This is a genomic window from Sphingomonas sp. BLHR8 (genome assembly GCF_056821725.1).
Genome location: NZ_JBPDIM010000001.1, coordinates 1,472,801 through 1,497,106, shown reverse-complemented (window position 1 = coordinate 1,497,106; position 24,306 = coordinate 1,472,801). Strand labels below are relative to the sequence as shown.

Below are 24,306 nucleotides of genomic sequence, written 5' to 3'. Positions count from 1 at the left end.
GGACGGCGCGGGCGCGCGTTCCTCGACGGCGGCGCGTCCATTGGACCGGACGGGCTTGCCAGTCAACGCCCTTCGCTTCACAGCCGCGCACGATGCGTGGCCGAACCCCCTCCCATGACCGACGCCGTAGTGGCGGCTCGGCTCCACGCGGACCGCAGGGGCGGGGGACGCAGGCGCGCGGCGAAGGGCGCGGCGCGGCGCGCGATGCCGGGCCGCCGGCGGGCAAGGTGCGGCTGTGGGGGCGGCATGCGGTGACCGCGGCGCTCGCCAACCCGCAGAGGCGGCCGGCCGCGCTCTACGCGACGCGCGAGGCGTTCGGTGAACTCGACGCGCCGCCGGGGGTGCAGCCGGTGCTGCTGACCGCCGGAGATCTCGCCGCGATGGTCGCGCCGGGGGCGCCGCATCAGGGGCTGGTGCTCGACACGAGCCCGCTTCCCGATCTGGCGCTGGAGGACGTGCTCGACACCACAGGAGCGGACGATCGGCGGCCGATCATCCTGCTCGATCAGGTGGTCGACCCGCAGAATGTCGGCGCGGTGATGCGCTCCGCAGCGGCGTTCGATGCGCTCGCGCTGGTGACGCAGGATCGGCACAGCCCGCCCGAATCGGGTGCGCTAGCGAAGGCCGCATCGGGCGCGCTGGAGCGGGTGCCGTGGGTGCGCGTGGTCAATGTCGCCCGCTCGCTCGAAACGCTGGCGGAACGTGGCTACTGGCGGCTCGGGCTCGACGGCGATGGCGACGTCACCTTGGCCGATGCGCTGAGCGATGCCCGCCCGGTGCTGGTGATGGGCGCGGAAGGGTCGGGCCTTCGCCACAACACCGCCGCGCACTGCGACCAGATCGTGCGGCTGCCGATCAGCGGCGCGGTCGAAAGCCTCAACGTCTCCAACGCCGCGGCGATCGCGCTTTATGCCGCGGCGCAGGCGCGTGGCGCTCAGTCTTCCTGAGCGATGGTGACCTTCAGCCCGTCGAGCGCGTCCGAGAAGTTGATCTGGCAGGACAGGCGCGAGTTGGCGTCGCGATGCCCGCTCGAATCGAGGAGGTCGTCTTCGTCCGCGCTCATGGCGCCGACGGCGTCCTTGAACGCCGGGTCGACATGGACGTGGCAAGTGGCGCAGCTGCAGCAGCCGCCGCACAGCGCGAGCAGCTCGTCGAAGCCGGCGTCGCGGATGATCTCCATCACCGTCAGCGACGGGTCGCCCGGCACGCGGTGTTCGGTGCCATCGCGGGTGACGACGATCAGTTCGGCCATAAATGCGCGCTCCTCGGCTGTGCGTCACCGCGCCATGCCGACGCCCTCGCGCGAGATCAAGCGAGGCGCACCGTGGGGCTGAGCGCGGAGCAGCTCAACGCCGACATCGACGCGCTGGCGGGCATCGACCCGGATATGGCCGTCGAACTTGCGCGCGTCGGTTATCCCGAGCCGCGTATTCGCGACCGCGGCGCAGACACGCTGCTGCGCACCATCGTCGGACAGCAGGTCAGCGTTGCCGCGGCGGCATCGATGTGGCGGCGTCTGACGGAGCGCTTCGGCGATCGCATCGACCTCGCCGCGCTTGCGGCGGCGGATGATGAACTGCTGCGCAGTTGCGGGATGTCGCGACAGAAGTCGCGCTACCTGCGCAGCCTGGCGAGCCTCGTGGCGAATGGCGAACTCGCCTTTCACGCGCTGCCCGAGGATGACGAGGCAGCCATCGCCGAGCTGGTGCGGATCGACGGGGTAGGGCGCTGGTCGGCGGAAATCTACCTGCTGTTCGCGGAGGGGCGGCGCGACATGTGGCCGGCGGGCGACCTCGCGGTGCAGGAGGCGGTCAAGCGCATCAAACGCCTCGACGAGCGCCCCAACGAGCGCGCGACGCGGGCAATTGCGGAAGCATGGCGGCCGTATCGTGGGGCGGCGGCGATCTTCGCCTGGCACGCCTACGCCAATCCCGCTCTCTAGCCGGTCGCGCGCCGCTCCGGGGTGACCTGGGGGTTAAGGCGGCGGAGTTCGTCGAGGAACGCCCGCGGGGCCTGCGTATGCGGAGTCTGGCGGTTGACGCGCAACCCGACGGCGGCGGCGGCTTCGAGCACGAAGTGAACGCAATTGCGCCGGTTGAGGTCGTAGCTCGGCTGCGAGAGCGCCCGCCAGCGCGCGATGTGCGCGCGCAATCGCGCATAGCCGGCGTCGTCGAGCGTGACCGAGAAGGTGGGGTAGGTCGTCGCACGCCGCATATAGTCGCGGCTGGGGCGCTCCAGCATGCCGGGCACCGCGCCGAACAGAACCGCCGGGGTGATGCGCCGCGCGGTGAAGCCGATCGCGTCGTTTACCGTCCTCCCACCGGCGCGCCCCTCCATGGTGATGAAGGCGTGCGGGTAGTTCTGGTCGCGATCGTGCCCCCAAAAGGTGAGCTTGACCTGCGCCGCGGCGGGCGAGGCGAGCAGCGTGAGCAGCAGCGCGGCGAGCAAGAGGCGGAGGCGAACGAACATCGCGGGCGGCTGTAGCGGTGCGCGATGAACGGGGCCAGACTGGCAACTGGCGCAGGAGCCCCTTCCCCCCAAAGGGGAGGGGCAGCCCTTAACGCGCCCTCACATACTCCCCCGGTGCGTCGCCGAGCGCCGGGAGCGTTTCGCCGGGCACGCGCGCGCCGGTCGCCGGCACGCGCTCCTCATCCCTGTCGAAGGCGGCGATCCATTCGATCCAGTCGGGCCACCAGCTGCCCTTGGTCTCGGTCGCGTCCGCGACAAACTCCTCGAGGCTGTCGACGCGCCGGTCGTTGCGCCAATATTGATACTTCTGCGCGGAAGGCGGGTTGATGACGCCCGCGATATGCCCCGATCCCGCCAGCACGAAGCGCGTCGGCCCGCTGAACAGCTGCGTCATGCGGAAAACGCTCGTCGCGGGGGCGATATGGTCGTCCTCGCCTGCCTGGATATAGGCGGGGATCTTCACCTGCCTGAGGTCGATCTGCGTCCCGTCGATGGTTACCCCGCCGGCCTCGACCAGCTTGTTGTCGCGGTAGAGGTCGCGCAGATAGGCGCCGTGCCATTTCGGAGGCAGGTTGGTGGTGTCGCCGTTCCAGTAGAGGAGGTCGAACGGCGCATAATCCTCACCGAGCAGATAATTGCTGACGACATAATTCCAGATGAGGTCGCGTCCGCGCAGCGCGTTGAACGTCGCCGCCATGTAGCGCCCGTCGAAATATCCAGGCGCGGACAATTGCTCGATCAGCTGCAGATTGGGTTCGGTGACAAGCAGGCCGAGGTCGCCGGCATCCTCGAAATCGACCTGCGCGGTGAAGAAGGTCGCGCTCCGCACCGCATCGTCGGCCCCGCGCGCGGCAAGCAGCGCCAGCGTCGCGGCGAGCGTCGTCCCCGCGACGCAATAGCCGATGGCGTGCACCGCATCGACGTCGAGCGCCTCGCGCACGGTGGCGATCGCCTCGATCTGCGCTGCGACATAATCGTCCCAGTCGAGGTCGCGCATCGACGCGTCGGCGGAGCGCCAGCTGACCATGAACATCGACAGCCCCTGGTCGAGCGCCCAGCGCACGAAGCTCTTCTTCTCGTTGAGGTCGAGAATGTAGAAGCGATTGATCCACGGCGGAAAAACGATCAGCGGTGTTCGCAGCACCGTGTCGGTGATCGGAGCATAGTGGATGAGTTCGTAAAGGTCAGTGCGGTGGACGACCTTGCCGGGCGTGGTGGCGATGTTGCCGCCCACCTCGAAGCGGTCGGCGTCGACGTGCGTCAGCTGCCCGCGCTTCAGGTCGGCGAGCATGTGCTCGAGTCCTTTGACGAGGTTCGCGCCGCGCGTTTCGAGCGTGCGGCGCATCACCTCGGGATTGGTCGCGGCGAAATTGGTCGGCGCCATCGCATCGACGATGTTCTGCGTCGCAAAGCGCAGCTGTTCTCGCGCGCGCTCGTCGGTAACCGGCGTGCTCTCCGCCGCGGCGAACATGCGGGCGGCGAACAGGTCGTAGCTCTGCTTGATCAGCGCGAACACCGGCTGTTCGCGCCAGTCGGGGGCGGCGAAGCGCTTGTCGTCTCTGGGCGGGTTGGCGGCGCTCGGCGCGTCACCGGCGGCGCTTGCAGGCAGCATCGCCCCGAGGATCGCCTGCCACGCTTCGATCCCGCTTTTCCACCATGCCTCGACGCCGGCGAAGGGGTCGGTCTTACCGGTGGCGGGCCAGGGGGTCGCGGCGAGTCCGGGGATGGTCGCGGCGCCGGCAGCGGCGGTGTTCGCCGTGTCGTTCCCCGTCTCGGGCGCGACCCCGGTCGCGGGCCAGGGACGCATGCCGACGCCGGGAATGGGAGGCGCGACTCCGTCACTCAGCGGCGCAGTGGCGGGGGCGCCGCTCAGGTTCGCGAGCCCGGCCATGCCGAACGGCGGCGGCATCAGCGCCAGCCAGCTCGCCGGATCGCCCCATGGCGACGCCGCCTGCAGGCCGTTCGCTTGCACCTGAGGATCGAGCGCGAACTCCGCAAGCAGGGCCTGCGCGCGCGCGAAATTGCTGGTCCAGGAGGTGAGGTCCTCGACGCTCCGCGGGGTGAGGGCGGACAGCCACGGGTCCGCGGTGATGCGATCGTCGGTCATCGGCTGCCCTCTACCCCGGGTGTTTTGCAGGAAGGCTAATGCGGGCGGTGAGGGAGCGCTAGTGCGGTAAGGAGCTGTTCGATGCTCATCCCCGCCCCCTTGTGGGGAGGGCAGGGTGGGGGGCTGAGCCGCGTCTGCGGCTCGTGAAGAATCCTTGGTGCAAGCTGGCGATGAAGCTCCTCCGCTCGCAGACGCGAGCGGCCCCCACCCCAACCCCTCCCCACAAGGGGGAGGGGAGAGTGCCCCCCCTTGCCCCCGCTCCGCCGCGCCCATAGGCACGCAGCATGACCTTCACGCTCCCAGGCGTCGATCTCGATGCCTTCGTCACCGCCACGCTCGCCGAGGATCTGGGGACGGGGGGCGATATTACCTCAGCCGCAGTCATCCCCGCCGACGCACGCTTTGCGAGTGTGATGGACAGTCGCGATGCGGTGACGGTCTGCGGCCTCCCGATCGCGGCGCTGTTCTTTGCCCGCCTCGATCCGCAAGCGGAGATCGAGATCCTGGTCGCGGAGGGTGCGCAAGTGCCGGCGGGCACCGACCTCATGCGCATCAGCGGCAACGCGCGCGCGATCCTGTCGGCGGAGCGCAGCGCACTGAACACGGTGCAGCACCTCACCGGCGTTGCGACCATGACCCGCAGCTATGTCGAAGCGATGGCAGGAAGCGGCGCGACGCTGCTCGACACGCGCAAGACCATCCCCGGCCTGCGATTGCTCGAGAAATATGCGACGCGCACTGGCGGGGCGACCAATCACCGGCTGCGGCTCGACGATGCGGCGATGATCAAGGACAATCACGTCGCGGTCGCCGGGAGCGTCGGCGAAGCGGTGCGCCGCGCGGTCGCCGCCGGAATCGAGCGCATCATCCTCGAAGTCGACCGCATCGGCCAGATCGAGGAAGGCATCGCCGCGGGCGCCACTCACCTGCTGCTCGACAACATGAGCGTCGATGAATTGCGCGAGGCGGTGGCGCTGGTCCGCGGGCGCGTGCCGACCGAGGCAAGCGGCGGCGTGCGGCTCGACACGATCGGCGCGATCGCAAGCACGGGGGTGACCTATGTTTCGGTCGGGAGACTTACCCAATCGGCGCCGGCGGCGGACATCGGGCTCGACCATGTTCAGGCGTGAGGCGCGCGCGCTCGCCGCGCTGATCGCGCTCGGCCTCGCCAGCCCGGCGGCGGCGCAGGCGCTGACCTGCCGCGTGCCTGAGCGAATCACGCTGCCCAGGCTCGAGCGGTACAATCCGGCCGAGCGGCGCACGACGCCGATCACCCGCTACACGCTTGCGCTGAGCTGGTCGCCGAGCTTCTGCGAAGACGGGCGCGAGGGGTTCGAGCGCGGCTCGATCCAGTGCGACGCGACCCGCGGCAGCTTCGGCTTTACCCTGCACGGGCTGTGGCCGGAGGGCGCGACGCGGCAATGGCCGCAATATTGCGCACCCGTCGGCCGCGTGCCGCCGAACGTCCTGCGACGCCACATGTGCATAACGCCGAGCCCCGAGCTTCTCCAGCACGAATGGGCGCGCCACGGCCGCTGCATGAGCCGCACGCCGGCCGATTACTTCGCCGTCGCCGAGCGGGAATATCGCCGCGTACGCTTCCCCGACATGCGCGATGTGAGACTCGTGAATGTCGGCGACCTCAAAGCCGCGTTCGTCCGCGCTAACCCGGGGCTTACCCGCGACATGCTGGCCGTTGAGACAAACCGCGCAGACCGCTCGCTGCGCGAGGTGCGCATCTGCATGGATCGCAGCTTTGGCTGGGCGCACTGCCCCGCGTGGCAGCGCGGCGCGCCCGACAGCGTCGCACTTCGGATCGTTCAGCCACGTCCCGTTTCGGCACGATCGGGTCGTTAACCACCTTTTAACCTTAACGGGTCGGTAACCACTGCCTAGCCTTCGGGCATGGCTACCTCACCCGCGCGAGTCGAAACCACCTCCACCTATCGGAGGCCGCGCGGCCTTACAACGCAGGCTGATGCCAGGAACGGGGGACTGACCACCGCGCCGATGCAGTTGCTCAGCGCCGACGCGGCGGTCCGGCTCGGCTACGCGCCGCGCAACGAACCGCGCTGGTTCGAACGTCAGGACCTGCGCGATGCGGCCACGACCTTCGCGCTCACCTTTACCGCGGCAATGATCCTGCTGTTTTAAATCGCACCGCGCGGGCAGCGCCCGGATTTCATGAGTGCGAGGGTCGCGAGCTTCCTAGTCGAGGTGCGCAGGGACCGTGCACTGGCCGTCCTCGCAGATCCGGTGCAGCCGCCAGGCAATGATCGCGGCGACGAGGCAGCCTCCCGCCACCAGCAGCAAGGTGTCGACAACCTGCACCCCGAGCGCGGTCAACGCGCCATATACGACCGCGCCCAGCACCATCGCGCCGGCGTTGACGATGTTGTTCGCAGCGACGGTGCGGCTCGTCTCCGACTTGGCGACGATGGTGGTCAGGAAGGCGTAGAGGGGCACGACGAACATTCCCCCACTGATCGCCACGCCCAGCAACGCCAGCAGGATGAAGTCGCCATCAGGCTGGCTCAGGAACTGCCGCCAGTTGAGGAGGCCCTGTTCGCCAGCGCCAATGATCCCGTCCGCGGAAAACTGGCGCGCCGACCACCACAGGAGCAGCACGAACGCGCCCATCACGATCACCGAAATCGGTGACCATCGCGCGGAAACCTGTCCTTTGAGCAGACGGTTGATCGCCACCGAGCCGATTGCCACCCCGACCGAAAAGATCGCGGTAAACAGCGTCGCCACAGTGCGGTCGGCGCCGATCTCGCTCTTCACCAGCGGCGGAAACTGCGCGGCGAGCACGGTGCCGATTGCCCAGAAAAAGCTGATCGCGACGATCGCCATGAACAGCCGACGGACGTGCATCGTCGCCTTCACCAGCGTCCAGGAGGAGCGGAAGATGTTCCAGTCGATCGGCCCCTTGGGCGCGTCGGCCTCGGGCGGGGCGGGGGGGACATATTGCGCGGCCGCACGCCCGACCAGCGCGATCACCAGCACGCCGACTGCGGCGTAGTGGGCCGGGATCAGCCCGCCGACGACGGTGCCGCTGAGGATCGCAATATAGGTCCCCGCCTCGACCAGCCCGGTTCCGCCGAGCACGTCGTCGGGCGGCAGATGCTGGGGAAGAATCCCGTATTTGATGGGCCCGAAGAAGGTCGAATGCACCCCCATCGCGAACAGCGCGAGGAACATGAGCGGGGTGTTGTGCAGCCACAGCCCCGCCGCGCCGACCGCCATGATGCCGATCTCCGCGGTCTTGACCATGCGGATGACGCGGGTCTTGTCGATCATGTCGGCGAGCTGCCCCGCCACCGCCGACAGCGCAAAAAACGGCAGGATGAAGATCGCGCCCGCGAGCGCGTTGTAGCTCGCCTCTTCCGCCTCACCGCCCTGGAGGATGGTGTAGGTGGCGAGCATGACCATCGCCATCTTGAAGAAATTGTCGTTGAAGGCGTTAAGAAACTGGGTGACGAACAGCGGCACGAACTGCCGCGAAGCCATCAAACGCGCTGTGCCCTGCATCCTGCCATCCGGTTAGGGGAACGGAAGGCGCGCGGACAAGCGATCCCCGGTCTCACGCGATGCGCCTCCTCTAGCCCAGCCGCGCGGGGGTGGGAAGGCTGTTACGGGGCGACGCAAACCCCCTCCTCTTCAGGGGAGGGGAGCGGTCACCCCGCCAGGCTCTTGCTCGCCTGCTCGGTCACGTCGCGCGACAGGCTGGGCGTCGCGAGGATGCGTTCGAGCTCGGCGCGCATCTTCTCGGCCCGCGCCTCGTCGAAGCGCTTCCAGCGACCGAACGGCGGTACCATTTTCGCCGCGGTTTGAGGGTTGGCGGGATCGAGCGCGATGATGAGGTCGGCGAGCAGGCGGTAGCCCTTGCCATCGGCGCGGTGAAACGCCCACTGGTTGGCCGATAGCGCGCCGTAGAGCGAGCGCACGCGGTTGGGGTTGGCGAGCGTGAAGGCGGGGTGCTGCGCCAGCGCCTCAACCTGCTCGGGCACGTCGCTGCGCAGCGACAGCGCCTGCGTCGTGAACCATTTGTCGAGCACCAGCGCATTCTTGCGGTAGCGTTCGTGGAAGTCCGCCAGCGCCGCGTCGCGTTCCGGTCCGTCACCATGCGCCAGCACCGCCAGCGCGGCCATGCGGTCGGTCATGCCCTTGGCACTGCGATAGAGGTCGAGCGCATGCGCCTCCGTCCCCGCGACGCCGCCCGCCCACAGCATCATCAGCGCGAGTCCGGCGAGCTTGCGCTTGCCCTTCGCCAGCGGCGCGAGGTCGGTCGGGTCGGTCGCGCAGCCGTCGAGGATCGCGCGCCATTGCCCGGCGTGCGTCTCGCCCAGCCGGCGTTGCAGCGCGCGCCGCGTGGTACGGATCGCGTCGGGGTCGACCGTGTCGAGGTGGTCGCCGACGAAGGCTTCGGCGGGAAGCGTGGCGGCTTCCGCGACGAAAGCTGGATCGTCCTTCCACCGGGCGATGAGGTTGCCGACCGCGGTCACCACCGCATCATCCGCACCCGCGTCGAGCGCGCCCTTCGCGCCCGCCAACAGCGCGCGCAGCATCAGCGCCTGCAGCGCCTCGTAACGTGCGAACGGATCGTCATCATGCGCGGCGAGCCAGTCGAGCTCGCCCTCGGCGCGCTCGACATCGGCGATGATCGGCGCGGAAAAACGGCGGTTAAACGACAGCATCGGCCGCGTCGCGAAGCGTCCGAGCGGCACGCGGTCCTCGGCTTGCGTCAGCAGCACCAGTCGCTCTTCGCCCAGCGCATTACCGCTCGCGTCGTGCGCGGCGATGGCGAGGGGGAGCAGCATCGGCTGCTTGACCGGCTGCCCCGGCGTCGGCGGCACGCTTTGGCTGAGGTGCAGCACTGCCTCGCCGCTCGCCTCGTCATGCTCGACGCGCGCGCTTACGCGGGGCGTGCCGGCCTGCTCGTACCAGCGGCGGAATTGGGTGAGGTCGACCCCCGCCCCTTCCTCCATCGCGCGCACGAAATCCTCGCATGTCGCCGCCTCGCCGTCGTGGCGCGCGAAGTAGAGGTCGGTGCCGGCACGATAGCGCTCCGGGCCGACCATCGTCTCCATCATGCGGATGACCTCCGCGCCCTTGTTATAGACGGTGGCGGTGTAGAAGTTGCTGATCTCTTGGTAGCTTTCGGGGCGGATCGGGTGCGCCAGCGGCCCCGCGTCCTCCGGGAACTGCGCCGCGCGCAGGAGTCGCACCTGGCCGATCCGCTCGACCGCGTGGCTGCCCATGTCGCCCGAAAAGACCTGATCGCGATAGACGGTGAAGCCTTCCTTGAGGCTGAGTTGGAACCAGTCGCGGCAGGTGACGCGGTTGCCCGACCAGTTGTGGAAATATTCATGCGCTACGACGCCTTCGACCCCGTCGAAGTCCATGTCGGTGGCGGTGTCGGCATCGGCGAGAACATAGCGGCTGTTGAAAATGTTCAGCCCCTTGTTCTCCATCGCGCCCATGTTGAAGTCGGCGACCGCGACGATGTTGAAGGTGTCGAGATCATATTCGCGGCCGTATTTCTCCTCGTCCCAGCGCATCGACGCCTTGAGTGCGGCCATCGCGTGATGCGTGCGATCGAGGTCGCCGTCGCGCACCCAGATGCCGAGCGCGACCTCGCGCCCTGACATGGTGGTGAATCGATCGTGGTTGGCAACCAGCTGCCCCGCCACCAGCGCGAACAGGTAGGAGGGCTTGGGCCAGGGGTCGTGCCACACCGCAAAGTGCCGCCCGCCCTCGAGCTCGCCCGCCTCGCCCGGCTCGCCATTCGAGAGCAGCACCGGAAATGCAGCGCGGTCGCCCGCCATACGCACGCTATAGACGCTCAGCACGTCGGGGCGATCGGGGAAGGGGATGATCCGCCGGAACCCCTGCGCCTCGCACTGGGTGCAAAGCATGCCGTTGGACGCGAATAGCCCCATCAGCTGCGTGTTGGCGCTGGGGTCGATGGTGGTGGTGAAGCGCACCGTCGCGGCATCGCCCGCGATCGGCACCAGCACATGATCCTCGCCCCGCGTCGCCTCCACCGGCGCGCCGTCGACGGTCAGTCCCTCCGGCCAAGCGCCGTCGACGTCGAGCCGTAGCGGTTCGGCGTGCGCGCCGCCCCGCGTCACCTCGAGCGTCGCCTCGACGCGCGTGGCGGTAAGCGACAGGTCGAAATCGAGGCTCACCCGCGGAACCAGCCATTCGGGCGGGCGATAATCCTCGCGGCGAATCGTCGGATGCTGCGGCGCGGCGAGCGCTTCGGTGGAGATCACGTCGGTCATGTCCGCCTAGCTAGGGCGGCGGCGTGCGACGCGCCAGTGTGTCAGCTGGGCGGCGTCGCTTCGGGCTGAGGCGGAGGCGGCGGCGTGACCGGAGTGGGCGGCGGCTCGCTCGGCGTTGGCGGCGTTGCAGGCGGCGCGGCTGAGTCATTCGCGGCCAGCGGGTCAGGCTGTTCGACCACCTCCACGCGACGATAGCCGCCGCGGTGGCGAAAGTGCCACGGCTCGTAACTCACCCCCTGCGCATTGCCGCGCGGAAAGGACATGGCGAAGCCGAAGCGACGCGCGTTGGCGGCCAACCAGCGCCCGCCCGCGGTACTCTCGAAACATTCGCTCAGGTCGCAACCGCGATTGCTGTTGTCGGCGAAGTCGACCGCGCGGCCCGTAGCGTGCTCGCTGAACCCCGGCGGTGCCACCCAGCGCGCCTGCCCGGCATAGCCGCGCGCACCAAGCTGCGCGCCCTTGCAATAGAGGTCCGACTGCCGCGCGTGGCTGCGGAAACAGGACAAGGCGAACAGGCCCGGCGCGCCTTCGGTCCGCGCGGCGGCGATCATTTCGCCGAGCGCGGTGCCCGCGTCCGCCTCGATCAGCATGCAGTTGCCCGCACCCGCGCCGAAGGCCGGCGGGGTGAGGCTTGCCATCGACGCCTGCGGCTGGCGCAGGTGGCCGTAGAGCTTGCTCTGCCCGGCAAAGTCGGTGCCGCCCGATGCGCAGATCGCGCGCGCAGCGGCCGCCTGCGGGTCGACGCTCGGCGGCGCGGGCGGGGGCAGGGGGACAGCGTCGACGCCCTTGACTGCGTCCGCGGGCGGCGGCGGGACCTCCGGCGTCTCCTGACGCGGTGGGGTAGGTGCCTCGACCGGCGCTCGCTCGCCCTGCGGCCAAAGCCACGCGACGAGGATGCCTGCAAGGAGCAGCGCCACGATCAGCAACAGCGGGCGCGGGGAGGCGGGCGGTGGGTCGGCACGGCGGCGCGAGGAAGTCATTGCCCGCCCCCTAGCGTGCCGGCGCGCGCCCTCAACCCCCGCTCGCCTCGACACGGCAAGGCGTGGCGACTATGCGGCGCGGCACTGCCTGCTGGAGGAATTATGCGCGCCGAAGCGCAAGCCCATATCGACCGGATCAATGCCGCAACCGCGCTGCTGCGCCGCTTTCTCGACTGGGATCGCGCGGTGGTGCGTTTGGACGAACTGAACGCGCGGGTCGAGGACTCCGCGCTGTGGAACGACCCCAAGGCCGCGCAGGAGGTCATGCGCGAACGCCGTCGGCTGGACGAAGCCATCGGCGCCACCCGCGCCATCGAACAGGAGATGGCGGACACGGTCGAACTGGCCGAGCTCGCCGAGATGGAGGGCGACGAGGCGCTGGTCGACGACGCCGTCGCCAGCCTCGCCAAGCTCGCCGACCGCGCCGACGAGGACAAGACGAAGGCGCTGCTCGCGGGCGAAGCCGACGGTAACGACAGCTACCTCGAAATCCACGCCGGCGCAGGCGGCACCGAGAGCCAGGACTGGGCCGAGATGCTGCTGCGCATGTATCAGCGCTGGGCCGAACGCCGCGGTTTGAAGGTCGAGCTGATCGAAGCGCAAGCGGGCGAGCAGGCGGGGATCAAATCCGCGACGCTGATGCTCAAGGGCGAGAATGCCTACGGCTATGCGAAGACCGAGAGCGGGGTGCATCGCCTCGTCCGCATCAGTCCGTACGACAGCTCGGCACGGCGCCACACCAGCTTCTCGAGCGTGTGGGTCTATCCGGTGGTCGACGACGACATCGACATCGAGGTCAACGAAAGCGACCTCAAGATCGACACCTATCGCGCGTCGGGTGCGGGCGGGCAGCACGTCAACACCACCGACAGCGCGGTGCGTATTACGCACGTACCGACCGGGATCATCGTCGCCTGCCAGACGCAGCGCAGCCAGCACAAGAACCGCGCCGAAGCGATGCGGATGCTGAAGGCGCGAATGTACGAGGCGGAGCTCAGGCGCCGTGAGGAAGCGGCGAGCGCGGAACATGCCGCCAAGACCGACATCGGCTGGGGTCACCAGATCCGCAGCTACGTCCTCCAGCCCTATCAGCTGGTGAAGGATCTGCGCACCGGCGTCACCTCGACTGCACCGTCGGACGTGCTCGACGGCGCGCTCGACCCGTTCATGGCCGCCGCGCTGGCGCAGCGGGTGACCGGCGAAAAGGTCGAGGTGGAGGACGTCGACTGATGCGCCGCGCCGCGCTGCTCATGCTCGCGACGCTCGGCCTCGCCGGGTGCGACATGCTCGGCGCGGGCAGCACGGGAAATCGCCCAGGCAGCGCGACGCAGTTCCCGCGCGCGCCGCGTCCCGTCGCGCCGATCGTCAGCTCGCAATGGTCCGATGAAGACACGCGCGACCGTGTCGGGGAAGCGGAAACCATCATGGAGCGCGCCGGCATCGGCCCCGGCATGAGCGTCGCCGACGTCGGCGCAGGCGATGGCTATTACACCGTGCGCCTGTCGCAGCGGGTGGGTGAGGGGGGCCGTGTGCTGGCGCAGGACATCGTGCCGCAGGTGAAGGAGCGGCTTGGCGTGCGCGTGGCGCGCGAACGGCTCGACAATGTCTCGGTGCAGTTGGGCGCACCCGATGACCCGAAGCTCCCGGCCAACAGCTTCGACCGCGTGATGATGGTGCACATGTATCACGAGATCGCGGAGCCCTACGCCTTTCTGTGGCGGCTGTGGCCCGCGCTGCGCGGCGACGGGCAGGTCGTGGTGGTCGACGCGAACCGCCCGATCGCGCAGCACGGCACCCCGCTGCCGCAGCTCATCTGCGAATTTCAGGCGGTCGGCTACCGCCCGGTCGAATTCGTCGATCTGCCGCGCACCGGCGGCTATTATGCGAGCTTCGTCCGCGCCCCCACGCGCCCCCGTCCCGGCGACATCCGGGTCTGTGACGGCGCAACCTGAAGCGACCCGCCATCACGGCCAGTCGGGGTCTCGATCCCACGGGGTAAAGGCGGGGTAGTCGGCGCTTACGCGATCGGTGAAGTCGGGCTCCCGCTTTTCGAGGAAGCTGGTGACGCCTTCGCGCGCATCGGACGATCGCCCCCGCGCAAAAATCACGCGGCTATCCCAGCGATGCGCTTCGCCCGGGTCCGATGCGCCGGCCATGCGCCACAGCATGCGCCGCGTCAGGGAGACCGAGACCGGCGCGCTGTGACGCGTCAGCTCGCGCGCGTAGGAGAGAGCGCGGTCGACCAATTGGCCCGGAGCGGTCACCTCCTGCACCAGCCCCGCCGCTGCGGCTTCGGCCGCGTCGATCAACCGCCCCGAAAGGCACCAGTCGAGCGCGGTCGGCATCGTCACCAGACGCGGCAGGAACCAGCTCGACGCGGCTTCGGGCACGATTCCCCGGCGGGCAAAGACGAAACCAAAGCGTGCGCGGTCGCTGGCGATGCGTCGATCCATCGGCAGCGTCATCGTCGCGCCGATGCCCACCGCCGCGCCGTTGATCGCTCCAATCACCGGCTTTTTCGACGCAAAGATGCGAAGCGTCAGCTCGCCGCCCGAATCGCGCACCAGCGGATGGGTCCAGTCGACCTCGCCGTTCGGACCGACCGGCGACGTGGCGTCGCTACGCGCGGCATAATCGAACGTTTTCGCGCCCTCGCTGAGGTCGGCGCCGGCGCAGAAAGCGCGCTCTCCCGCGCCAGTGACGATCACCGCGCGCACCGCGTCGTCCTTGTCGGCCTCGTCGAACGCCGCGATCAGCTCGTCCTTCATCTTTGAGGTAAAGGCATTCATTGCCTGCGGCCGGTCGAGCGTGAGCAGCATCGCCCCGTCCGCGCGCTCGATCCGTATCTGGGTCGCGTCACTCACGTCTCATCCTCCCGGCTGCCGCGACTTTTGCGGAGCCTGCGCGCGCAGGGCAAGCGTTGCCCTTGATCGGCTGCGACCCTATCTTCGCGGCATGCGCCGTCCGCTACCGCTCGCCCTCGTTGCCGCCGCTCTCGCGGGTGGATTATTGGGCGGATGCGCGTTGCTCGACCGCCCGCCCGTCAGCAACAGCCTGGTGCCGGCGCCACAGCAGGCGGTCGATCTCGATTCCTATCTCGGCCGCTGGTACGAGCTCGCCCGCTACGAAACCGGGTTTCAGCGCGGTTGCGAAGGGGTCACCGCCGACTACAGCCGCCGCCCCGACGGGCTGATCCGGGTCATCAACAGCTGCCGGCAGGGCACTCTCGATGGCCAGCTGCAGGTCGCCGAGGGACGCGCGCGCGTTGTCGACGAGGCGACCCGCGCCCGCCTGCGGGTGAGCTTTTTCGGTCCTTTCTGGGGCGATTACTGGATCCTCGACCGCGCGCCCGACTATCGCTGGGCGATCGTCGGTGAGCCGTCGGGGCGCTATCTCTGGCTACTTCACCGCGCGCCCCAACCGTCGGAGGAGGACTATCGCGCGATGGTCGATCGTGCTGCAGCGCTGGGCTACGATACGTCGCGCCTCCGTCGCACGCAGCAGGGAACCGGCGAAGCCAGTTCGCCCCCGCCGCGTCGTCGCCCGCGCGGGCGTTGAGTTGAGGCGGCAGGCATAATCGCCTAGTGGCGCAAGCGATGGGGCCTCGCCGCTTCCCGGCAAGTCGTCGGGGGCGCCGAGGCTGTCAGCATTGCGGTCGCGCCGGGCACCCGCTCGACGGCCGTCGTCAGGGAATTCACGCCGCATGGCACGTCGCCGTCAGATCTACGAAGGCAAGGCCAAGATCCTGTACGAGGGTCCGGAGCCGGGCACCCTCATCCAATATTTCAAGGACGATGCGACCGCCTTCAACGCGCAGAAGCGCGGGACCATCAATGGCAAGGGCGTGCTCAACAACCGCATTTCCGAGCATATCTTCACCCTGCTCGGACAGGTGGGCATTCCGACCCATTTCATCCGCCGCCTCAACATGCGCGAGCAGCTCATCAAGCAGGTCGAGATCGTCCCGATCGAGGTGGTTGTGCGCAATGTCGCTGCCGGCAGCATCTGTAAGCGGCTGGGTCTTGAAGAGGGCTCCCCGCTGCCGCGCACGCTGATCGAATATTGTTACAAGGACGACGCGCTGGGAGATCCGCTGATCGCCGAGGAGCATATCCAGTGCTTCAACTGGGCGAGCGAGGAGGAGATGCGCGACATCGAAGATTTCACGCTGCGCATCAACGATTTTCTGTGCGGGCTGTTCGCCGGAATCGGCATCCGCCTTGTCGATTTCAAGCTCGAGTTCGGGCGGCAATGGGACGGCGACTGGAGCCGCATCCTGCTCGCCGACGAAATCAGCCCCGACGGTTGTCGCCTGTGGGACATGGCGACCAACGAAAAGCTCGACAAGGATCGTTTCCGTCGCGACCTCGGCGGTGAGGTCGAAGCCTATCAGGAGGTCGCGCGGCGGCTGGGCCTGCTGCCCGAGGGTGGCGAATCGGTGGTGCTCGACCTCGACGACCAGCGCAAAAAGCGCGGGCGCTGAAGCCGCGCCGGGTGAACGCCGACTGGGCGGGCCTCGCGCTCTCTGTCCTGCTGATCGAACTGACGCCAGGGCCGAACATTGCCTGGCTCGCCGCGCTGGCGGCAACCGAGGGGCGCCGCGTCGGCCTGGCCGCAGTTGCGGGGACCGTGGTCGGCCTGGCCATCAACGCCGCACTGGCGGCGCTCGGCATGGCGGCGCTGTTGGAAGCGATGCCCAGCCTCGTCGGGCGCTGCGCTGGGCGGGCGCGGCGATGATGGCATGGCTAGCGTGGGCCGGGGCGAGCGAGCGCGAAACCGCACGGGGCGGCGCGGGCACCGCCTGGGGCTCGGCGTTGCGCGGCGGGCTCGTGAACCTCGTCAACCCGAAGGCGATGCTGTTCTTTGTGGTGGTGGCACCGCGCTTTCTGGGGATAGCGGGCTCACGTTCGGCTCGGCGGTCGCGCTGGGCGCCGTCAGCGTAACGATCGCGACGCTGGTGCATATCGCGGTGGTCGCGGCCGGCGCGAGCGCGCATGATTGGGTTGCTGATGCCGCGCGTACCCGCACCGTCCGCCGCCTGCTCGCAGTGGGCCTCGCGGCCGTCGCGCTGTGGTTCCTCATCGGCTGAACCTTGCCCTCCGCCGCCTCGCGGGGCATAGGCGCGGCACCGCCGTCAGGGAGCCAGATGCGATGAAGGTCGAGGTGTTCGTCACCCTCAAACCCGGGGTGCTCGACCCGCAGGGACGCGCCATCCAGCATGCGCTCGAAGGGCTGGGCTTCAACGGCGTGAACGACGTTCGCGCCGGGCGCTATATCGAGCTCGACGTGGCCGAGGGCACCGGTGAGGCTGACGTTCGCCGCATGTGCGAAACGCTGCTTGCCAACACGGTGATCGAGAACTTCCGCATCGTCGGCGCGGAGTAAGAATCATGAAGAGCGCGGTCATCGTCTTTCCCGGCAGCAACTGCGACCGTGACATGGCGCGCGCGATTCACGCGGTCACGGGGCAGGCGCCGGCGATGGTCTGGCACGGCGATGGCGAACTGCCCCAGGGGACGGACTTCATCGCTTTGCCCGGTGGCTTCTCCTATGGCGATTATCTTCGCTCGGGCGCGATGGCGGCACGGTCGCCGGTGATGCGCGCGGTCGTCGATGCAGCAGGGCGTGGGGTGCCGGTTCTGGGCGTGTGCAACGGTTTCCAGGTGCTCACCGAAGCCGGCCTGCTGCCGGGCGCGTTGATGCGCAACGCAGGGCTGCATTTCGTTTGCCGCGACGTCGAACTCGAAGTGGTGAGCGCTGATAATCGTTTCACCCGCGGCTACCGCGCCGGACAGCGCATCACCGTGCCGGTCGCGCATCATGACGGCAATTATGTCGCCGATCCGGACGCGCTCGACCGCATGGAGCAGCAGGGGCAGGTGCTGTTTCGCTACACCGACGTGCGAGAGGTCAATGGTTCGGCCCGCGCCATCGCCGGGATCGTCAATCACGCCGGCAATGTGGTCGGCATGATGCCGCATCCGGAGCGTGCGGTCGATGAAGCGCACGGCAACACCGATGGTCGCGCCTTGTTCGAGGGGGTGCTGTGCCAACTGGTCGGCTGATCCACCGGCGCGCCACCCTTTCCCCGCCCCCCCGCCTCCGCTAACCCCACTGCCGCGCGCGCCCGTAGCTCAGCTGGATAGAGCACGAGCCTTCTAAGCTTGGGGTCGCAGGTTCGAACCCTGCCGGGCGCGCCACGGTAGGCCGACAATTTTTAAGCAAAGCGCATGGGACGAAACGCGCGACCTTGCGTTCCCTCTGTCGAAGCTTCGGCTAGCCGCCGAGTTCGCCGGAGCCGGACGGCATGCGATTAAAACCTATCCACCAACAGACCATCGTCATTACCGGCGCGAGCAGCGGCAACGGGCTCGCCACGGCGCGCGCTGCGGCCGAGCAGGGCGCGCGCGTGGTGCTCGCCTCGCGCAATCGTGAAGCGCTCGAGAAAATCGCCGCGGAGATTAAGGCAAATGGCGGTGAGGCGGTCGTGTGCGTCGCCGATGTTGCCAACGACCAGGACGTCGAGGCGATTGCCGCGACCGCGATCGAACGGTTCGGCGGTTTCGATACCTGGGTGAACAACGCCGCCGCGGCGGTGTTCGGTCCGGTTGCCGCCATGTCGATGGACGAACACCGCCGCGTATTCGACGTCAACTATTTCGGGCTGGTTAAGGGTTCGCTCGTCGCTGCGGAACATCTGCGCGTCAAAGGCGGGGCGATAATCAACATCGGGTCGGTCCTGTCCGACCGAACAATGATCGACCAAGGCGCCTACTCCGCCTCCAAGCACGCGGTGAAAGCATTTACCGACTCCCTGCGTATGGAGTTGGCGAGGGGTGGGACGTCGGTTTCGGTGACGCTGGTCAAGCCGGCGGCCATTCATACTCCTTATCCCGACCATGCCCGCAATCTGATGGACGAACCGGCACGGCTGCCGCCCGTGCTCTACGACCCGCGGCTTGTCGCGGACGCGGTGCTGTTCGCCGCCGAGAACCACAAGCGCGAGCTGTACGTTGGCGGAAGCGGCTATCTCATCAGCCTCACGGGTCGCGTCGCGCCGCGGCTGACCGACATGGTGATGGAGCAAATTGGGCGTCAGCTACAGACGACCGACGAGAGGCCGAGTGCGGCAACCTACGACAATCTGTTTGAACCGCGCGCCGACGGGGCGGAGAAGGGCAGTCAGGACGTGACCTACCGCACCAGCAGCTATTTCCTGAAAGCGCAGAAGCACCCGGCGCTGACTTTGGCCGTAACCGGGGCGGTGACGGTCGGGGGCACGCTGCTCGCGCTCGCCAGACGCTCTGGTGGCAATTCAAGGAGGTGATAATGCCACGAACCGACGATCCCGTCGAACTTAACTCGGACGACCCCGGCAAGAACGACAAGCTGAAAGCTGCGACCAGCATTCAGTCGTCAGTCACGCCGGAGGCCTATCCCAAGGCGCATCGCCAGATGCAGGCGGCGATCACCGGAGATCCGGATGCAACGGCCGACGTCGCCCCACCGAAGCCGAAGAGCAATTGAGACCGGTCAGGCCCGCACCGTCAGGGGCGGGTTTGCGGTTCGGCCTCATACTGCGCGATCGTCCAGTCCTCTTCCTGAGCCGCGCCGATCCAGTTCTGTACCTCGTCGTGCGCGATCACCGCTCGTCCGTAGGCGAGCGCGAAGGGCGGGACCGGGACCTGGTAGCTGATGAACCGGGTGACCACCGGCGCGAACATCATGTCGGCGGCGCTCCATGTGCCGAACAGGAACTCGCCGCCTGAACCGAAACGGGCGCGCGCCTGGGCCCAGATCTGGAGGATGCGACCGATGTCCGCGGCGACATCTTCGGGGACGGGCGCGGGGTCGAAAATTCTGCGAATGTTCATCGGCCAGTGGCGGCGGAGCGCAGCGAAGCTCGAATGCATTTCCGATGCCATCGACCGTGCCATGGCACGCGCCGCCCGACCCTCGGGCCAGAAACCTTTGGACCGGTCGGTGCACTCGTCGAGGTAGTCGATGATCGCAAGACTGTCCCAGACGACGATGTCATCGCCGCTGGCGTCGTCATGGTCCCACAGCAGCGGCACCTTGCCACCGGACGGCGCAAACTCGTCGCCGCCGCGGCGCTCCTCCCACTCCGCGTCGTAGAGGGGGACGACGACCTCCTCAAACCGCAGGCCGCTGTGCCGCGCGGCGAGCCACGCGCGCATCGACCAGCTGGAGTAAGCCCGGTTGCCGATGACCAGTTTCATGGCCTGCTCACTCCTCGATCGCTTCCACCACCGCGCCACGCAGCTCGGCGATGCCCATGCCGGTTTCGGCGGCCGTCGCGATGACCTGCGGATGCGCGGCGGGCCGCTTGCGTGCCGCCTGCTCGGTTGCGGCGGTGACGTCCGCCAGTGCGCTCGCCTTCACCTTGTCGGCCTTCGTCAGCACCAGTCGATAGGACACGGCCGCCGCATCGAGCATGTCGAGGATTTCGCCGTCGACCGGCTTGAGGCCGTGCCGGGCGTCGATCAGCACCAGTGCGCGCTTCAGCACCGCACGACCGCGCAGATAGTCGTTCACGAGGAAGCGCCAGCGCTTGACGACATCCTTCGGCGCTTCGGCAAAGCCATAACCGGGCATATCGACCAGCCTGAAGCTGAGCGGGTCGCCGATGTCGAAAAAATTGAGTTCCTGCGTGCGGCCGGGGGTGTTCGATGCGCGCGCCAGCGCCTTGCGCCCGGTCAATGCGTTGATCAGCGTCGATTTGCCGACGTTGGACCGGCCGGCGAATGCGATCTCCGGCACTTGCGGACTCGGCAGATGCTCAAGCTTCGGTGCGGATTTGAGGAAGGCGATCGGCCCCGCGAACAGCTTGCGGGCGCGCTCCTCCAGCGCCGCCCGCGCCGCCGTGACGTCGGCCTCCGCCTCGCTCATGTCGCCGCGGCGAGCGGCATTCTCGCTCCGGGGTGCCGTGCGTAAAGCACCTTCATCTGCGCGATCGTCAGCAGGTTGTTGGTGATCCAGTAGAGCAGCAGCCCGGCCGCGAACGGCGCCATCACAAACATCAATACCCATGGCATGATGCTGAACATCTGCTGCTGAATGGGATCGGTCGCCGGCGGGTTGAGGCGGAACTGCCACCACATGGTGATGCCCAGCAGGATCGCCAGCACGCCGATGCCGAGCATCGCCGGAACGTTGAAGTCGAGGAGCCCGAACAGGTTGAGGACGTGCGCCGGATCCGGCGCGCTGAGGTCCTTGATCCAGCCAACGAACGGCTGGTGGCGCATCTCGACCGTCAGCATCAGACATTTGTAGAGCGCGTAGAAGATCGGCATCTGGATGAAGATCGGCAGGCACCCCCCGAGCGGATTGATCTTCTCATCCCGATAGAGCTTCATCATCTCCTGCTGCTGCCGCGGCTTGTCGTCCTTGTACCGCTCCTGCAGCGCCTTCACCTTGGGCTGCACGGCGCGCATTTGTGCCATCGAGCGGAACTGCCGCTGCGCGATCGGGAACATCAGCGCCTTGATGATGAAGGTCAGCGCGATGATCGCCACGCCGAAATTGCCGAACAGGCGGAATAGCCAGTCGAGCAGGTAGAAGATCGGCTTGGCGAACCAGATGAACCAGCCCCAGTCGGTCGCGCGATCAAGCCGCGGGATCGACGCGGAATAGGCGTCGAGCAGCTGCGTCTCCTTCGCCCCCGCAAACAGCTGGCTCGACACCGAGCGCGTCGCCCCGGCAGGCAGCAGTTTCTCGGCGCCGGCAAAGTCCGCCTGATAGATTCCACCGTCCGCGCGACGGAAGGCCGTATCCACGACGTTGCCTTGCCCGGGAATGATCGCCCCGAGCCAGAAATGATCGGTGAAGCCGAGCCAGCCGCCGGTGCTGCGGCGGGCGAGCGTCGATCCGGGCGCTTCGTCGATGTCGTCGCGATCGACATAGCGCATCTCGCCGCCGGTGAAGCCGACCGCGCCCGAATGGATCGTCCAGGTGTCCGGATCCGGCGATGTCCCGCGCCGCGTGACGAAGGCGAAGGGGCGCATGGCGACCGGGGCGCCGCTGCGGTTGGTGACGCTCTGCCGCAGCGTGAACATGTAATTGGCATCAACCGACACCGTCAGCGCGAACTGCTGACCGGTGGCGTTGTCCCACGTGAGCGTGACCGGCGTGTTCGGCGTCAGCCGCGCGCCTGCCGGAGCCGTCCACACGGTGTCGGCGCTCGGCACGGCGACTCCGCTTGCGCCCCAGCCGGTGCCGGCAAAAAAGCTCTGGCGTGTGCCAGCAGGTGCGAACAGGCGCACCGGCGGGGCGTTGCGCTCCACGCTCTGGCGATGGTCGAGCAGCACGAGATCGTCGATGCGTGCGCCCGCGAGGTTGATCGAGCCGCGCAGCCGCGGCGTATCGATCGCAATGCGGGGGGATGCCGCGATCGCCTGCGCCTCGTTGATCGGTCGCGCCGGTTGCTGCGCCGGCGCGGTGACGCCGGGGATCGACGCCGCCTCCGCGCCTGCCGCCTGCGTGCCGGGCCGCGGCGGCACCGCCTTGGGCGAAGCGGTCGCGGCGGGTTCGGCGACGAGGCTGGGGAACAACGCCTTCATCGCGAACGGCCATCCGATCGCGAGCAGCAGCGCGATCACGACCGCGGTGATCATGTTCTTTTGGTCATTCACCGGCGATAACGGCCTTATTCTGTCGGGATCGAGATGCGGCGAGGACGAACCTCACGGCACCGGGTCATAGCCATGCCCGCCCCAGGGTTGGCAGCGCATTATACGCTTGAACGAAAGCCATCCACCCCGAACTGCGCCATGCCGCTGCAGGGCTTCGATGGCATAGGCCGAGCAGCTCGGGCTGTAGCGGCAGGTTGGCGGAAGGATGCGCGAAGGGCCCAGTTGCCAGCCCCGCGCGATGAGGATCAGCAATCGCGCGATCATCGCCGGGGGCTCCGGCGGGGCGCTGGCACGTAGTGGGGGTCGGCGGCGCGTTTGCGCGCCTTCGTCAGCGCCGCCGCGAGGTCGGCGGTGAGCCGCGGCCAGGGAAGGGCCAGTGCGCCATCGCGCGCAATCAGCACATAATCGCACCCAGCCTCCGCGCCGTGGGGAAACACGGCGGCGATCGCATGACGCAGGCGTCGCTTGGCACGGTTGCGAACGACCGCGCCGCCTAGCTTGCGGGTCGCGGTGAGGCCGAAGCCGACAGCGGCCGTGGCATCGCCGCGATCGCGCCGCAGCAGCACGAACGCCGGCATCGGCACGCGCGTGCCCGCATTGGCGGCGATAAACTCCGACCGCTTCACCAACCCGCGCAGAGGCGTGGGCGGGGCGCCGTCGTCGTTGGCATTGTCGAGGCGACCCGGCGTCGCCATCGTCATCGGTCCGTCAGGCGGCGCCGAAGCGGCCCGCCCTTCGCCGATCAGGCAGACAGCTTCTTGCGGCCGCGCGCGCGACGCATGCGAACGATCGCGCGGCCGGCCGCGGTCGCCATGCGCGAGCGGAAGCCGTGACGGCGGGCGCGGACGAGGTTGCTCGGCTGAAAGGTGCGCTTCATCGATCAAATCGCTTTTCGTTTATCTGTCGGTATAACCGGATCGGGCCCACGCGAATCCGCGCATTCGACCCGTCCAACAAGCCCGCGCGACTAAGCGCGGAGCGTCAGGAAGTCAATCGACGAAACCCCGCTCGGTTCACTTGATGACGCGCGCGAGTCCCATCGCCGCCATCTCGCGCGCGCTGAGGTAACGGACATTTTCGAAACCGACGCTGTTGGTGAGCGCATAAAAGCGGCGCGCATCGGCGTCGCTCATGCCCATCTCACGATAATAGGCGATGTAACCCGCATGGACCGGATCGTTGGGGGGCACGCGATTGGCTTCGCGGCCGTCTTCGTCGCGCCAGCTGTGGACCCCGAACTCCGCGTCGGGCGCAGCTTCGCGCGTGCGACCGGCGAGGAACAGGTCGACCGCGCCCGACCGCACCGACCCGCCGTGCGGCACGGTGGTGATCAGCCCTGCGGCGCGCACCGCTCGAGCGAGGCGGCGGTTGGCGTCCTCGTCCACCGAGCCCGGACAGTCGACCATCAGCAGGCGAGTAACGCCCGGATAACGCGCCATGATCGCAGCAAACTGCGCAGGCCCGCGCGAGTCGATCGTCCCGACGAGCGCCAGCGTGTCGCGCGCAACGAGGCGGAAGGGTCCGGCAACCGCGATCGCGGGGACCGGCTCGCGATGCGGCGAAACTCCGGCCCAGCGAGCGATCACCGCGTCGGCGCTGCCGTCATCGTCACTGTCGGTGACAAATTCGCCGTCGTCCTCGTCGACCTCTTCGATCACCGTCTCGCTGTAGGTGAGCACCGTATCGCGGCTGTCGGACGCCATGACGACGTCGATCCGCTCCGCCGCGAGGGCAGGCGTCGCAATCAGAATGGCCAAGGCAGGGAGCCAGCGCATGCAATCGCTTTTCGCGCACGAACGCTAACCCCG

Annotated in this window: 30 protein-coding genes and 1 tRNA gene; 17 read left to right on the top strand and 14 right to left on the bottom strand. The window is 68.2% G+C overall.

Going from position 1 to position 24,306, the window contains the following annotated elements; translation table 11 throughout:
* Positions 1-92: 92 nt before the first annotated feature.
* Entirely contained in the window at positions 93-947 is an 855-nt protein-coding gene (locus ACRYJK_RS07425) for a TrmH family RNA methyltransferase (protein WP_482666893.1), read from the top strand.
* Here ACRYJK_RS07425 and ACRYJK_RS07420 read toward each other — a convergent pair.
* Entirely contained in the window at positions 935-1,252 is a 318-nt protein-coding gene (locus ACRYJK_RS07420; RefSeq protein ID WP_482666892.1) for a 2Fe-2S iron-sulfur cluster-binding protein, read from the bottom strand. The genes ACRYJK_RS07425 and ACRYJK_RS07420 overlap by 13 nt on opposite strands.
* A 72-nt stretch (positions 1,253-1,324) precedes the next feature.
* On the opposite strand from ACRYJK_RS07420, the gene ACRYJK_RS07415 reads away from it, so the two are divergent.
* Positions 1,325-1,942 (top strand): DNA-3-methyladenine glycosylase family protein, encoded by a 618-nt coding sequence (locus tag ACRYJK_RS07415; RefSeq protein ID WP_482666891.1) that lies wholly within the window; start codon positions 1,325-1,327, stop codon positions 1,940-1,942.
* Here the strand turns inward: ACRYJK_RS07415 and ACRYJK_RS07410 are convergent.
* Entirely contained in the window at positions 1,939-2,469 is a 531-nt protein-coding gene (locus ACRYJK_RS07410; RefSeq protein WP_482666890.1) for a hypothetical protein, read from the bottom strand. The two genes, ACRYJK_RS07415 and ACRYJK_RS07410, sit on opposite strands and share 4 nt — an antisense overlap.
* Before the next feature lie 88 nt (positions 2,470-2,557).
* Complete coding sequence (locus ACRYJK_RS07405) at positions 2,558-4,360, bottom strand: PHA/PHB synthase family protein (RefSeq protein ID WP_482667418.1); 1,803 nt, start codon at positions 4,358-4,360, stop codon at positions 2,558-2,560.
* Positions 4,361-4,860: 500 nt separating this feature from the next.
* Between ACRYJK_RS07405 and nadC the strand changes: the two genes are divergently transcribed.
* From nadC to ACRYJK_RS07390, 3 genes are read left to right on the top strand one after another with little or no spacing between them, the layout of a single operon-like run.
* Positions 4,861-5,706: a carboxylating nicotinate-nucleotide diphosphorylase gene (gene nadC / locus ACRYJK_RS07400; protein ID WP_482666889.1), complete on the top strand. Its 846-nt coding sequence runs from the start codon at positions 4,861-4,863 to the stop codon at positions 5,704-5,706.
* Positions 5,693-6,433 carry a ribonuclease T2 family protein gene (locus ACRYJK_RS07395; protein WP_482666888.1) on the top strand — a complete coding sequence of 247 codons (741 nt, stop codon included), beginning with the start codon at positions 5,693-5,695 and terminating at the stop codon, positions 6,431-6,433. The genes nadC and ACRYJK_RS07395 overlap by 14 nt, the downstream gene beginning before the upstream one ends.
* 48 nt (positions 6,434-6,481) lie before the next feature.
* Positions 6,482-6,730 (top strand): hypothetical protein, encoded by a 249-nt coding sequence (locus ACRYJK_RS07390; RefSeq protein WP_482666887.1) that lies wholly within the window; start codon positions 6,482-6,484, stop codon positions 6,728-6,730.
* Positions 6,731-6,784: 54 nt separating this feature from the next.
* Here the strand turns inward: ACRYJK_RS07390 and ACRYJK_RS07385 are convergent, their stop codons facing one another.
* The 3 genes from ACRYJK_RS07385 to ACRYJK_RS07375 all read right to left on the bottom strand — a co-directional run bounded on the left by ACRYJK_RS07385 (position 6,785) and on the right by ACRYJK_RS07375 (position 11,846).
* Entirely contained in the window at positions 6,785-8,110 is a 1,326-nt protein-coding gene (locus ACRYJK_RS07385; protein WP_482666886.1) for an MFS transporter, read from the bottom strand.
* 146 nt (positions 8,111-8,256) lie between these two features.
* Complete coding sequence (pepN, locus tag ACRYJK_RS07380; protein ID WP_482666885.1) at positions 8,257-10,866, bottom strand: aminopeptidase N; 2,610 nt, start codon at positions 10,864-10,866, stop codon at positions 8,257-8,259.
* A 41-nt stretch (positions 10,867-10,907) separates the two neighbouring features.
* Positions 10,908-11,846: a M15 family metallopeptidase gene (locus ACRYJK_RS07375; RefSeq protein ID WP_482666884.1), complete on the bottom strand. Its 939-nt coding sequence runs from the start codon at positions 11,844-11,846 to the stop codon at positions 10,908-10,910.
* Between the two features lie 102 nt (positions 11,847-11,948).
* On the opposite strand from ACRYJK_RS07375, the gene prfB reads away from it, so the two are divergent.
* Together prfB and ACRYJK_RS07365 are read left to right on the top strand one after the other, a co-directional pair.
* A complete protein-coding gene (prfB, locus tag ACRYJK_RS07370; protein ID WP_482666883.1) occupies positions 11,949-13,076 on the top strand; it encodes a peptide chain release factor 2 in 1,128 nt (375 codons plus the stop codon).
* The gene (locus ACRYJK_RS07365) at positions 13,076-13,798 is read left to right on the top strand and encodes a class I SAM-dependent methyltransferase (RefSeq protein WP_482666882.1); all 723 of its coding nucleotides are present in this window, start codon (positions 13,076-13,078) and stop codon (positions 13,796-13,798) included. The genes prfB and ACRYJK_RS07365 overlap by 1 nt, the downstream gene beginning before the upstream one ends.
* A 12-nt stretch (positions 13,799-13,810) precedes the next feature.
* On the opposite strand, the gene ACRYJK_RS07360 is transcribed toward ACRYJK_RS07365, so the two are convergent.
* The gene (locus ACRYJK_RS07360; RefSeq protein ID WP_482666881.1) at positions 13,811-14,710 is read right to left on the bottom strand and encodes a crotonase/enoyl-CoA hydratase family protein; all 900 of its coding nucleotides are present in this window, start codon (positions 14,708-14,710) and stop codon (positions 13,811-13,813) included.
* A 91-nt stretch (positions 14,711-14,801) separates the two neighbouring features.
* Here ACRYJK_RS07360 and ACRYJK_RS07355 point away from each other — a divergent pair, with 91 nt between their 5' ends.
* The 10 genes from ACRYJK_RS07355 to ACRYJK_RS07310 all read left to right on the top strand — a co-directional run bounded on the left by ACRYJK_RS07355 (position 14,802) and on the right by ACRYJK_RS07310 (position 19,373).
* A complete protein-coding gene (locus tag ACRYJK_RS07355) occupies positions 14,802-15,404 on the top strand; it encodes a lipocalin family protein (RefSeq protein WP_482666880.1) in 603 nt (200 codons plus the stop codon).
* Between the two features lie 145 nt (positions 15,405-15,549).
* Positions 15,550-16,329 (top strand): phosphoribosylaminoimidazolesuccinocarboxamide synthase, encoded by a 780-nt coding sequence (gene purC, locus ACRYJK_RS07350; RefSeq protein WP_482666879.1) that lies wholly within the window; start codon positions 15,550-15,552, stop codon positions 16,327-16,329.
* Positions 16,330-16,340: 11 nt separating this feature from the next.
* Positions 16,341-16,583 carry a LysE family transporter gene (locus tag ACRYJK_RS07345; RefSeq protein WP_482666878.1) on the top strand — a complete coding sequence of 81 codons (243 nt, stop codon included), beginning with the start codon at positions 16,341-16,343 and terminating at the stop codon, positions 16,581-16,583.
* A complete protein-coding gene (locus tag ACRYJK_RS07340) occupies positions 16,580-16,789 on the top strand; it encodes a LysE family transporter (RefSeq protein WP_482666877.1) in 210 nt (69 codons plus the stop codon). Before ACRYJK_RS07345 ends, ACRYJK_RS07340 begins: the two co-directional genes overlap by 4 nt.
* A gap of 14 nt (positions 16,790-16,803) precedes the next feature.
* On the top strand, positions 16,804-16,935 hold the full coding sequence (locus ACRYJK_RS07335) for a hypothetical protein (RefSeq protein WP_482666876.1): 132 nt from the start codon (positions 16,804-16,806) through the stop codon (positions 16,933-16,935).
* A 62-nt stretch (positions 16,936-16,997) separates the two neighbouring features.
* Positions 16,998-17,231: a phosphoribosylformylglycinamidine synthase subunit PurS gene (purS, locus tag ACRYJK_RS07330; RefSeq protein ID WP_482666875.1), complete on the top strand. Its 234-nt coding sequence runs from the start codon at positions 16,998-17,000 to the stop codon at positions 17,229-17,231.
* A gap of 5 nt (positions 17,232-17,236) precedes the next feature.
* Positions 17,237-17,911 carry a phosphoribosylformylglycinamidine synthase subunit PurQ gene (gene purQ, locus ACRYJK_RS07325; RefSeq protein ID WP_482666874.1) on the top strand — a complete coding sequence of 225 codons (675 nt, stop codon included), beginning with the start codon at positions 17,237-17,239 and terminating at the stop codon, positions 17,909-17,911.
* Positions 17,912-17,969: 58 nt separating this feature from the next.
* Positions 17,970-18,046, top strand: a tRNA-Arg gene (locus tag ACRYJK_RS07320).
* A gap of 107 nt (positions 18,047-18,153) precedes the next feature.
* The gene (locus tag ACRYJK_RS07315; RefSeq protein ID WP_482666873.1) at positions 18,154-19,173 is read left to right on the top strand and encodes an SDR family oxidoreductase; all 1,020 of its coding nucleotides are present in this window, start codon (positions 18,154-18,156) and stop codon (positions 19,171-19,173) included.
* Between the two features lie 2 nt (positions 19,174-19,175).
* Positions 19,176-19,373: a hypothetical protein gene (locus tag ACRYJK_RS07310; protein ID WP_482666872.1), complete on the top strand. Its 198-nt coding sequence runs from the start codon at positions 19,176-19,178 to the stop codon at positions 19,371-19,373.
* A gap of 20 nt (positions 19,374-19,393) precedes the next feature.
* Here ACRYJK_RS07310 and ACRYJK_RS07305 read toward each other — a convergent pair whose 3' ends face one another.
* The 7 genes from ACRYJK_RS07305 to ACRYJK_RS07275 all read right to left on the bottom strand — a co-directional run bounded on the left by ACRYJK_RS07305 (position 19,394) and on the right by ACRYJK_RS07275 (position 24,273).
* On the bottom strand, positions 19,394-20,086 hold the full coding sequence (locus tag ACRYJK_RS07305; protein WP_482666871.1) for a glutathione S-transferase family protein: 693 nt from the start codon (positions 20,084-20,086) through the stop codon (positions 19,394-19,396).
* A gap of 7 nt (positions 20,087-20,093) precedes the next feature.
* The gene (gene yihA / locus ACRYJK_RS07300; RefSeq protein ID WP_482666870.1) at positions 20,094-20,756 is read right to left on the bottom strand and encodes a ribosome biogenesis GTP-binding protein YihA/YsxC; all 663 of its coding nucleotides are present in this window, start codon (positions 20,754-20,756) and stop codon (positions 20,094-20,096) included.
* Positions 20,753-22,498, bottom strand: a complete 1,746-nt coding sequence (yidC, locus tag ACRYJK_RS07295; RefSeq protein WP_482666869.1) for a membrane protein insertase YidC — start codon at positions 22,496-22,498, stop codon at positions 20,753-20,755. Before yidC ends, yihA begins: the two co-directional genes overlap by 4 nt.
* A 51-nt stretch (positions 22,499-22,549) precedes the next feature.
* Positions 22,550-22,762 carry a membrane protein insertion efficiency factor YidD gene (gene yidD / locus ACRYJK_RS07290; protein WP_482666868.1) on the bottom strand — a complete coding sequence of 71 codons (213 nt, stop codon included), beginning with the start codon at positions 22,760-22,762 and terminating at the stop codon, positions 22,550-22,552.
* Complete coding sequence (rnpA, locus tag ACRYJK_RS07285) at positions 22,759-23,193, bottom strand: ribonuclease P protein component (protein WP_482666867.1); 435 nt, start codon at positions 23,191-23,193, stop codon at positions 22,759-22,761. Before rnpA ends, yidD begins: the two co-directional genes overlap by 4 nt.
* 47 nt (positions 23,194-23,240) lie before the next feature.
* The gene (gene rpmH / locus ACRYJK_RS07280) at positions 23,241-23,375 is read right to left on the bottom strand and encodes a 50S ribosomal protein L34 (RefSeq protein WP_482666866.1); all 135 of its coding nucleotides are present in this window, start codon (positions 23,373-23,375) and stop codon (positions 23,241-23,243) included.
* Between the two features lie 136 nt (positions 23,376-23,511).
* Entirely contained in the window at positions 23,512-24,273 is a 762-nt protein-coding gene (locus tag ACRYJK_RS07275) for an alpha/beta hydrolase (protein ID WP_482666865.1), read from the bottom strand.
* Between the last annotated feature and the right edge of the window lie 33 nt (positions 24,274-24,306).

Bases quoted from the DNA above. Each gene is read 5' to 3' on its own strand.
- ACRYJK_RS07425 (WP_482666893.1), top strand. From the start codon at position 93: ATGCGTGGCCGAACCCCCTCCCATGACCGACGCCGTAGTGGCGGCTCG.
- ACRYJK_RS07420 (WP_482666892.1), bottom strand. From the start codon at position 1,252: ATGGCCGAACTGATCGTCGTCACCCGCGATGGCACCGAACACCGCGTG.
- ACRYJK_RS07410 (WP_482666890.1), bottom strand. From the start codon at position 2,469: ATGTTCGTTCGCCTCCGCCTCTTGCTCGCCGCGCTGCTGCTCACGCTG.
- ACRYJK_RS07405 (WP_482667418.1), bottom strand. From the start codon at position 4,360: ATGGCCGGGCTCGCGAACCTGAGCGGCGCCCCCGCCACTGCGCCGCTG.
- nadC (WP_482666889.1), top strand. From the start codon at position 4,861: ATGACCTTCACGCTCCCAGGCGTCGATCTCGATGCCTTCGTCACCGCC.
- ACRYJK_RS07395 (WP_482666888.1), top strand. From the start codon at position 5,693: ATGTTCAGGCGTGAGGCGCGCGCGCTCGCCGCGCTGATCGCGCTCGGC.
- ACRYJK_RS07390 (WP_482666887.1), top strand. From the start codon at position 6,482: ATGGCTACCTCACCCGCGCGAGTCGAAACCACCTCCACCTATCGGAGG.
- ACRYJK_RS07385 (WP_482666886.1), bottom strand. From the start codon at position 8,110: ATGCAGGGCACAGCGCGTTTGATGGCTTCGCGGCAGTTCGTGCCGCTG.
- pepN (WP_482666885.1), bottom strand. From the start codon at position 10,866: ATGACCGACGTGATCTCCACCGAAGCGCTCGCCGCGCCGCAGCATCCG.
- ACRYJK_RS07375 (WP_482666884.1), bottom strand. From the start codon at position 11,846: ATGACTTCCTCGCGCCGCCGTGCCGACCCACCGCCCGCCTCCCCGCGC.
- prfB (WP_482666883.1), top strand. From the start codon at position 11,949: ATGCGCGCCGAAGCGCAAGCCCATATCGACCGGATCAATGCCGCAACC.
- ACRYJK_RS07365 (WP_482666882.1), top strand. From the start codon at position 13,076: ATGCGCCGCGCCGCGCTGCTCATGCTCGCGACGCTCGGCCTCGCCGGG.
- ACRYJK_RS07355 (WP_482666880.1), top strand. From the start codon at position 14,802: ATGCGCCGTCCGCTACCGCTCGCCCTCGTTGCCGCCGCTCTCGCGGGT.
- purC (WP_482666879.1), top strand. From the start codon at position 15,550: ATGGCACGTCGCCGTCAGATCTACGAAGGCAAGGCCAAGATCCTGTAC.
- ACRYJK_RS07340 (WP_482666877.1), top strand. From the start codon at position 16,580: ATGATGGCATGGCTAGCGTGGGCCGGGGCGAGCGAGCGCGAAACCGCA.
- purS (WP_482666875.1), top strand. From the start codon at position 16,998: ATGAAGGTCGAGGTGTTCGTCACCCTCAAACCCGGGGTGCTCGACCCG.
- purQ (WP_482666874.1), top strand. From the start codon at position 17,237: ATGAAGAGCGCGGTCATCGTCTTTCCCGGCAGCAACTGCGACCGTGAC.
- ACRYJK_RS07315 (WP_482666873.1), top strand. From the start codon at position 18,154: ATGCGATTAAAACCTATCCACCAACAGACCATCGTCATTACCGGCGCG.
- ACRYJK_RS07310 (WP_482666872.1), top strand. From the start codon at position 19,176: ATGCCACGAACCGACGATCCCGTCGAACTTAACTCGGACGACCCCGGC.
- ACRYJK_RS07305 (WP_482666871.1), bottom strand. From the start codon at position 20,086: ATGAAACTGGTCATCGGCAACCGGGCTTACTCCAGCTGGTCGATGCGC.
- yihA (WP_482666870.1), bottom strand. From the start codon at position 20,756: ATGAGCGAGGCGGAGGCCGACGTCACGGCGGCGCGGGCGGCGCTGGAG.
- yidD (WP_482666868.1), bottom strand. From the start codon at position 22,762: ATGATCGCGCGATTGCTGATCCTCATCGCGCGGGGCTGGCAACTGGGC.
- rnpA (WP_482666867.1), bottom strand. From the start codon at position 23,193: ATGGCGACGCCGGGTCGCCTCGACAATGCCAACGACGACGGCGCCCCG.
- rpmH (WP_482666866.1), bottom strand. From the start codon at position 23,375: ATGAAGCGCACCTTTCAGCCGAGCAACCTCGTCCGCGCCCGCCGTCAC.
- ACRYJK_RS07275 (WP_482666865.1), bottom strand. From the start codon at position 24,273: ATGCGCTGGCTCCCTGCCTTGGCCATTCTGATTGCGACGCCTGCCCTC.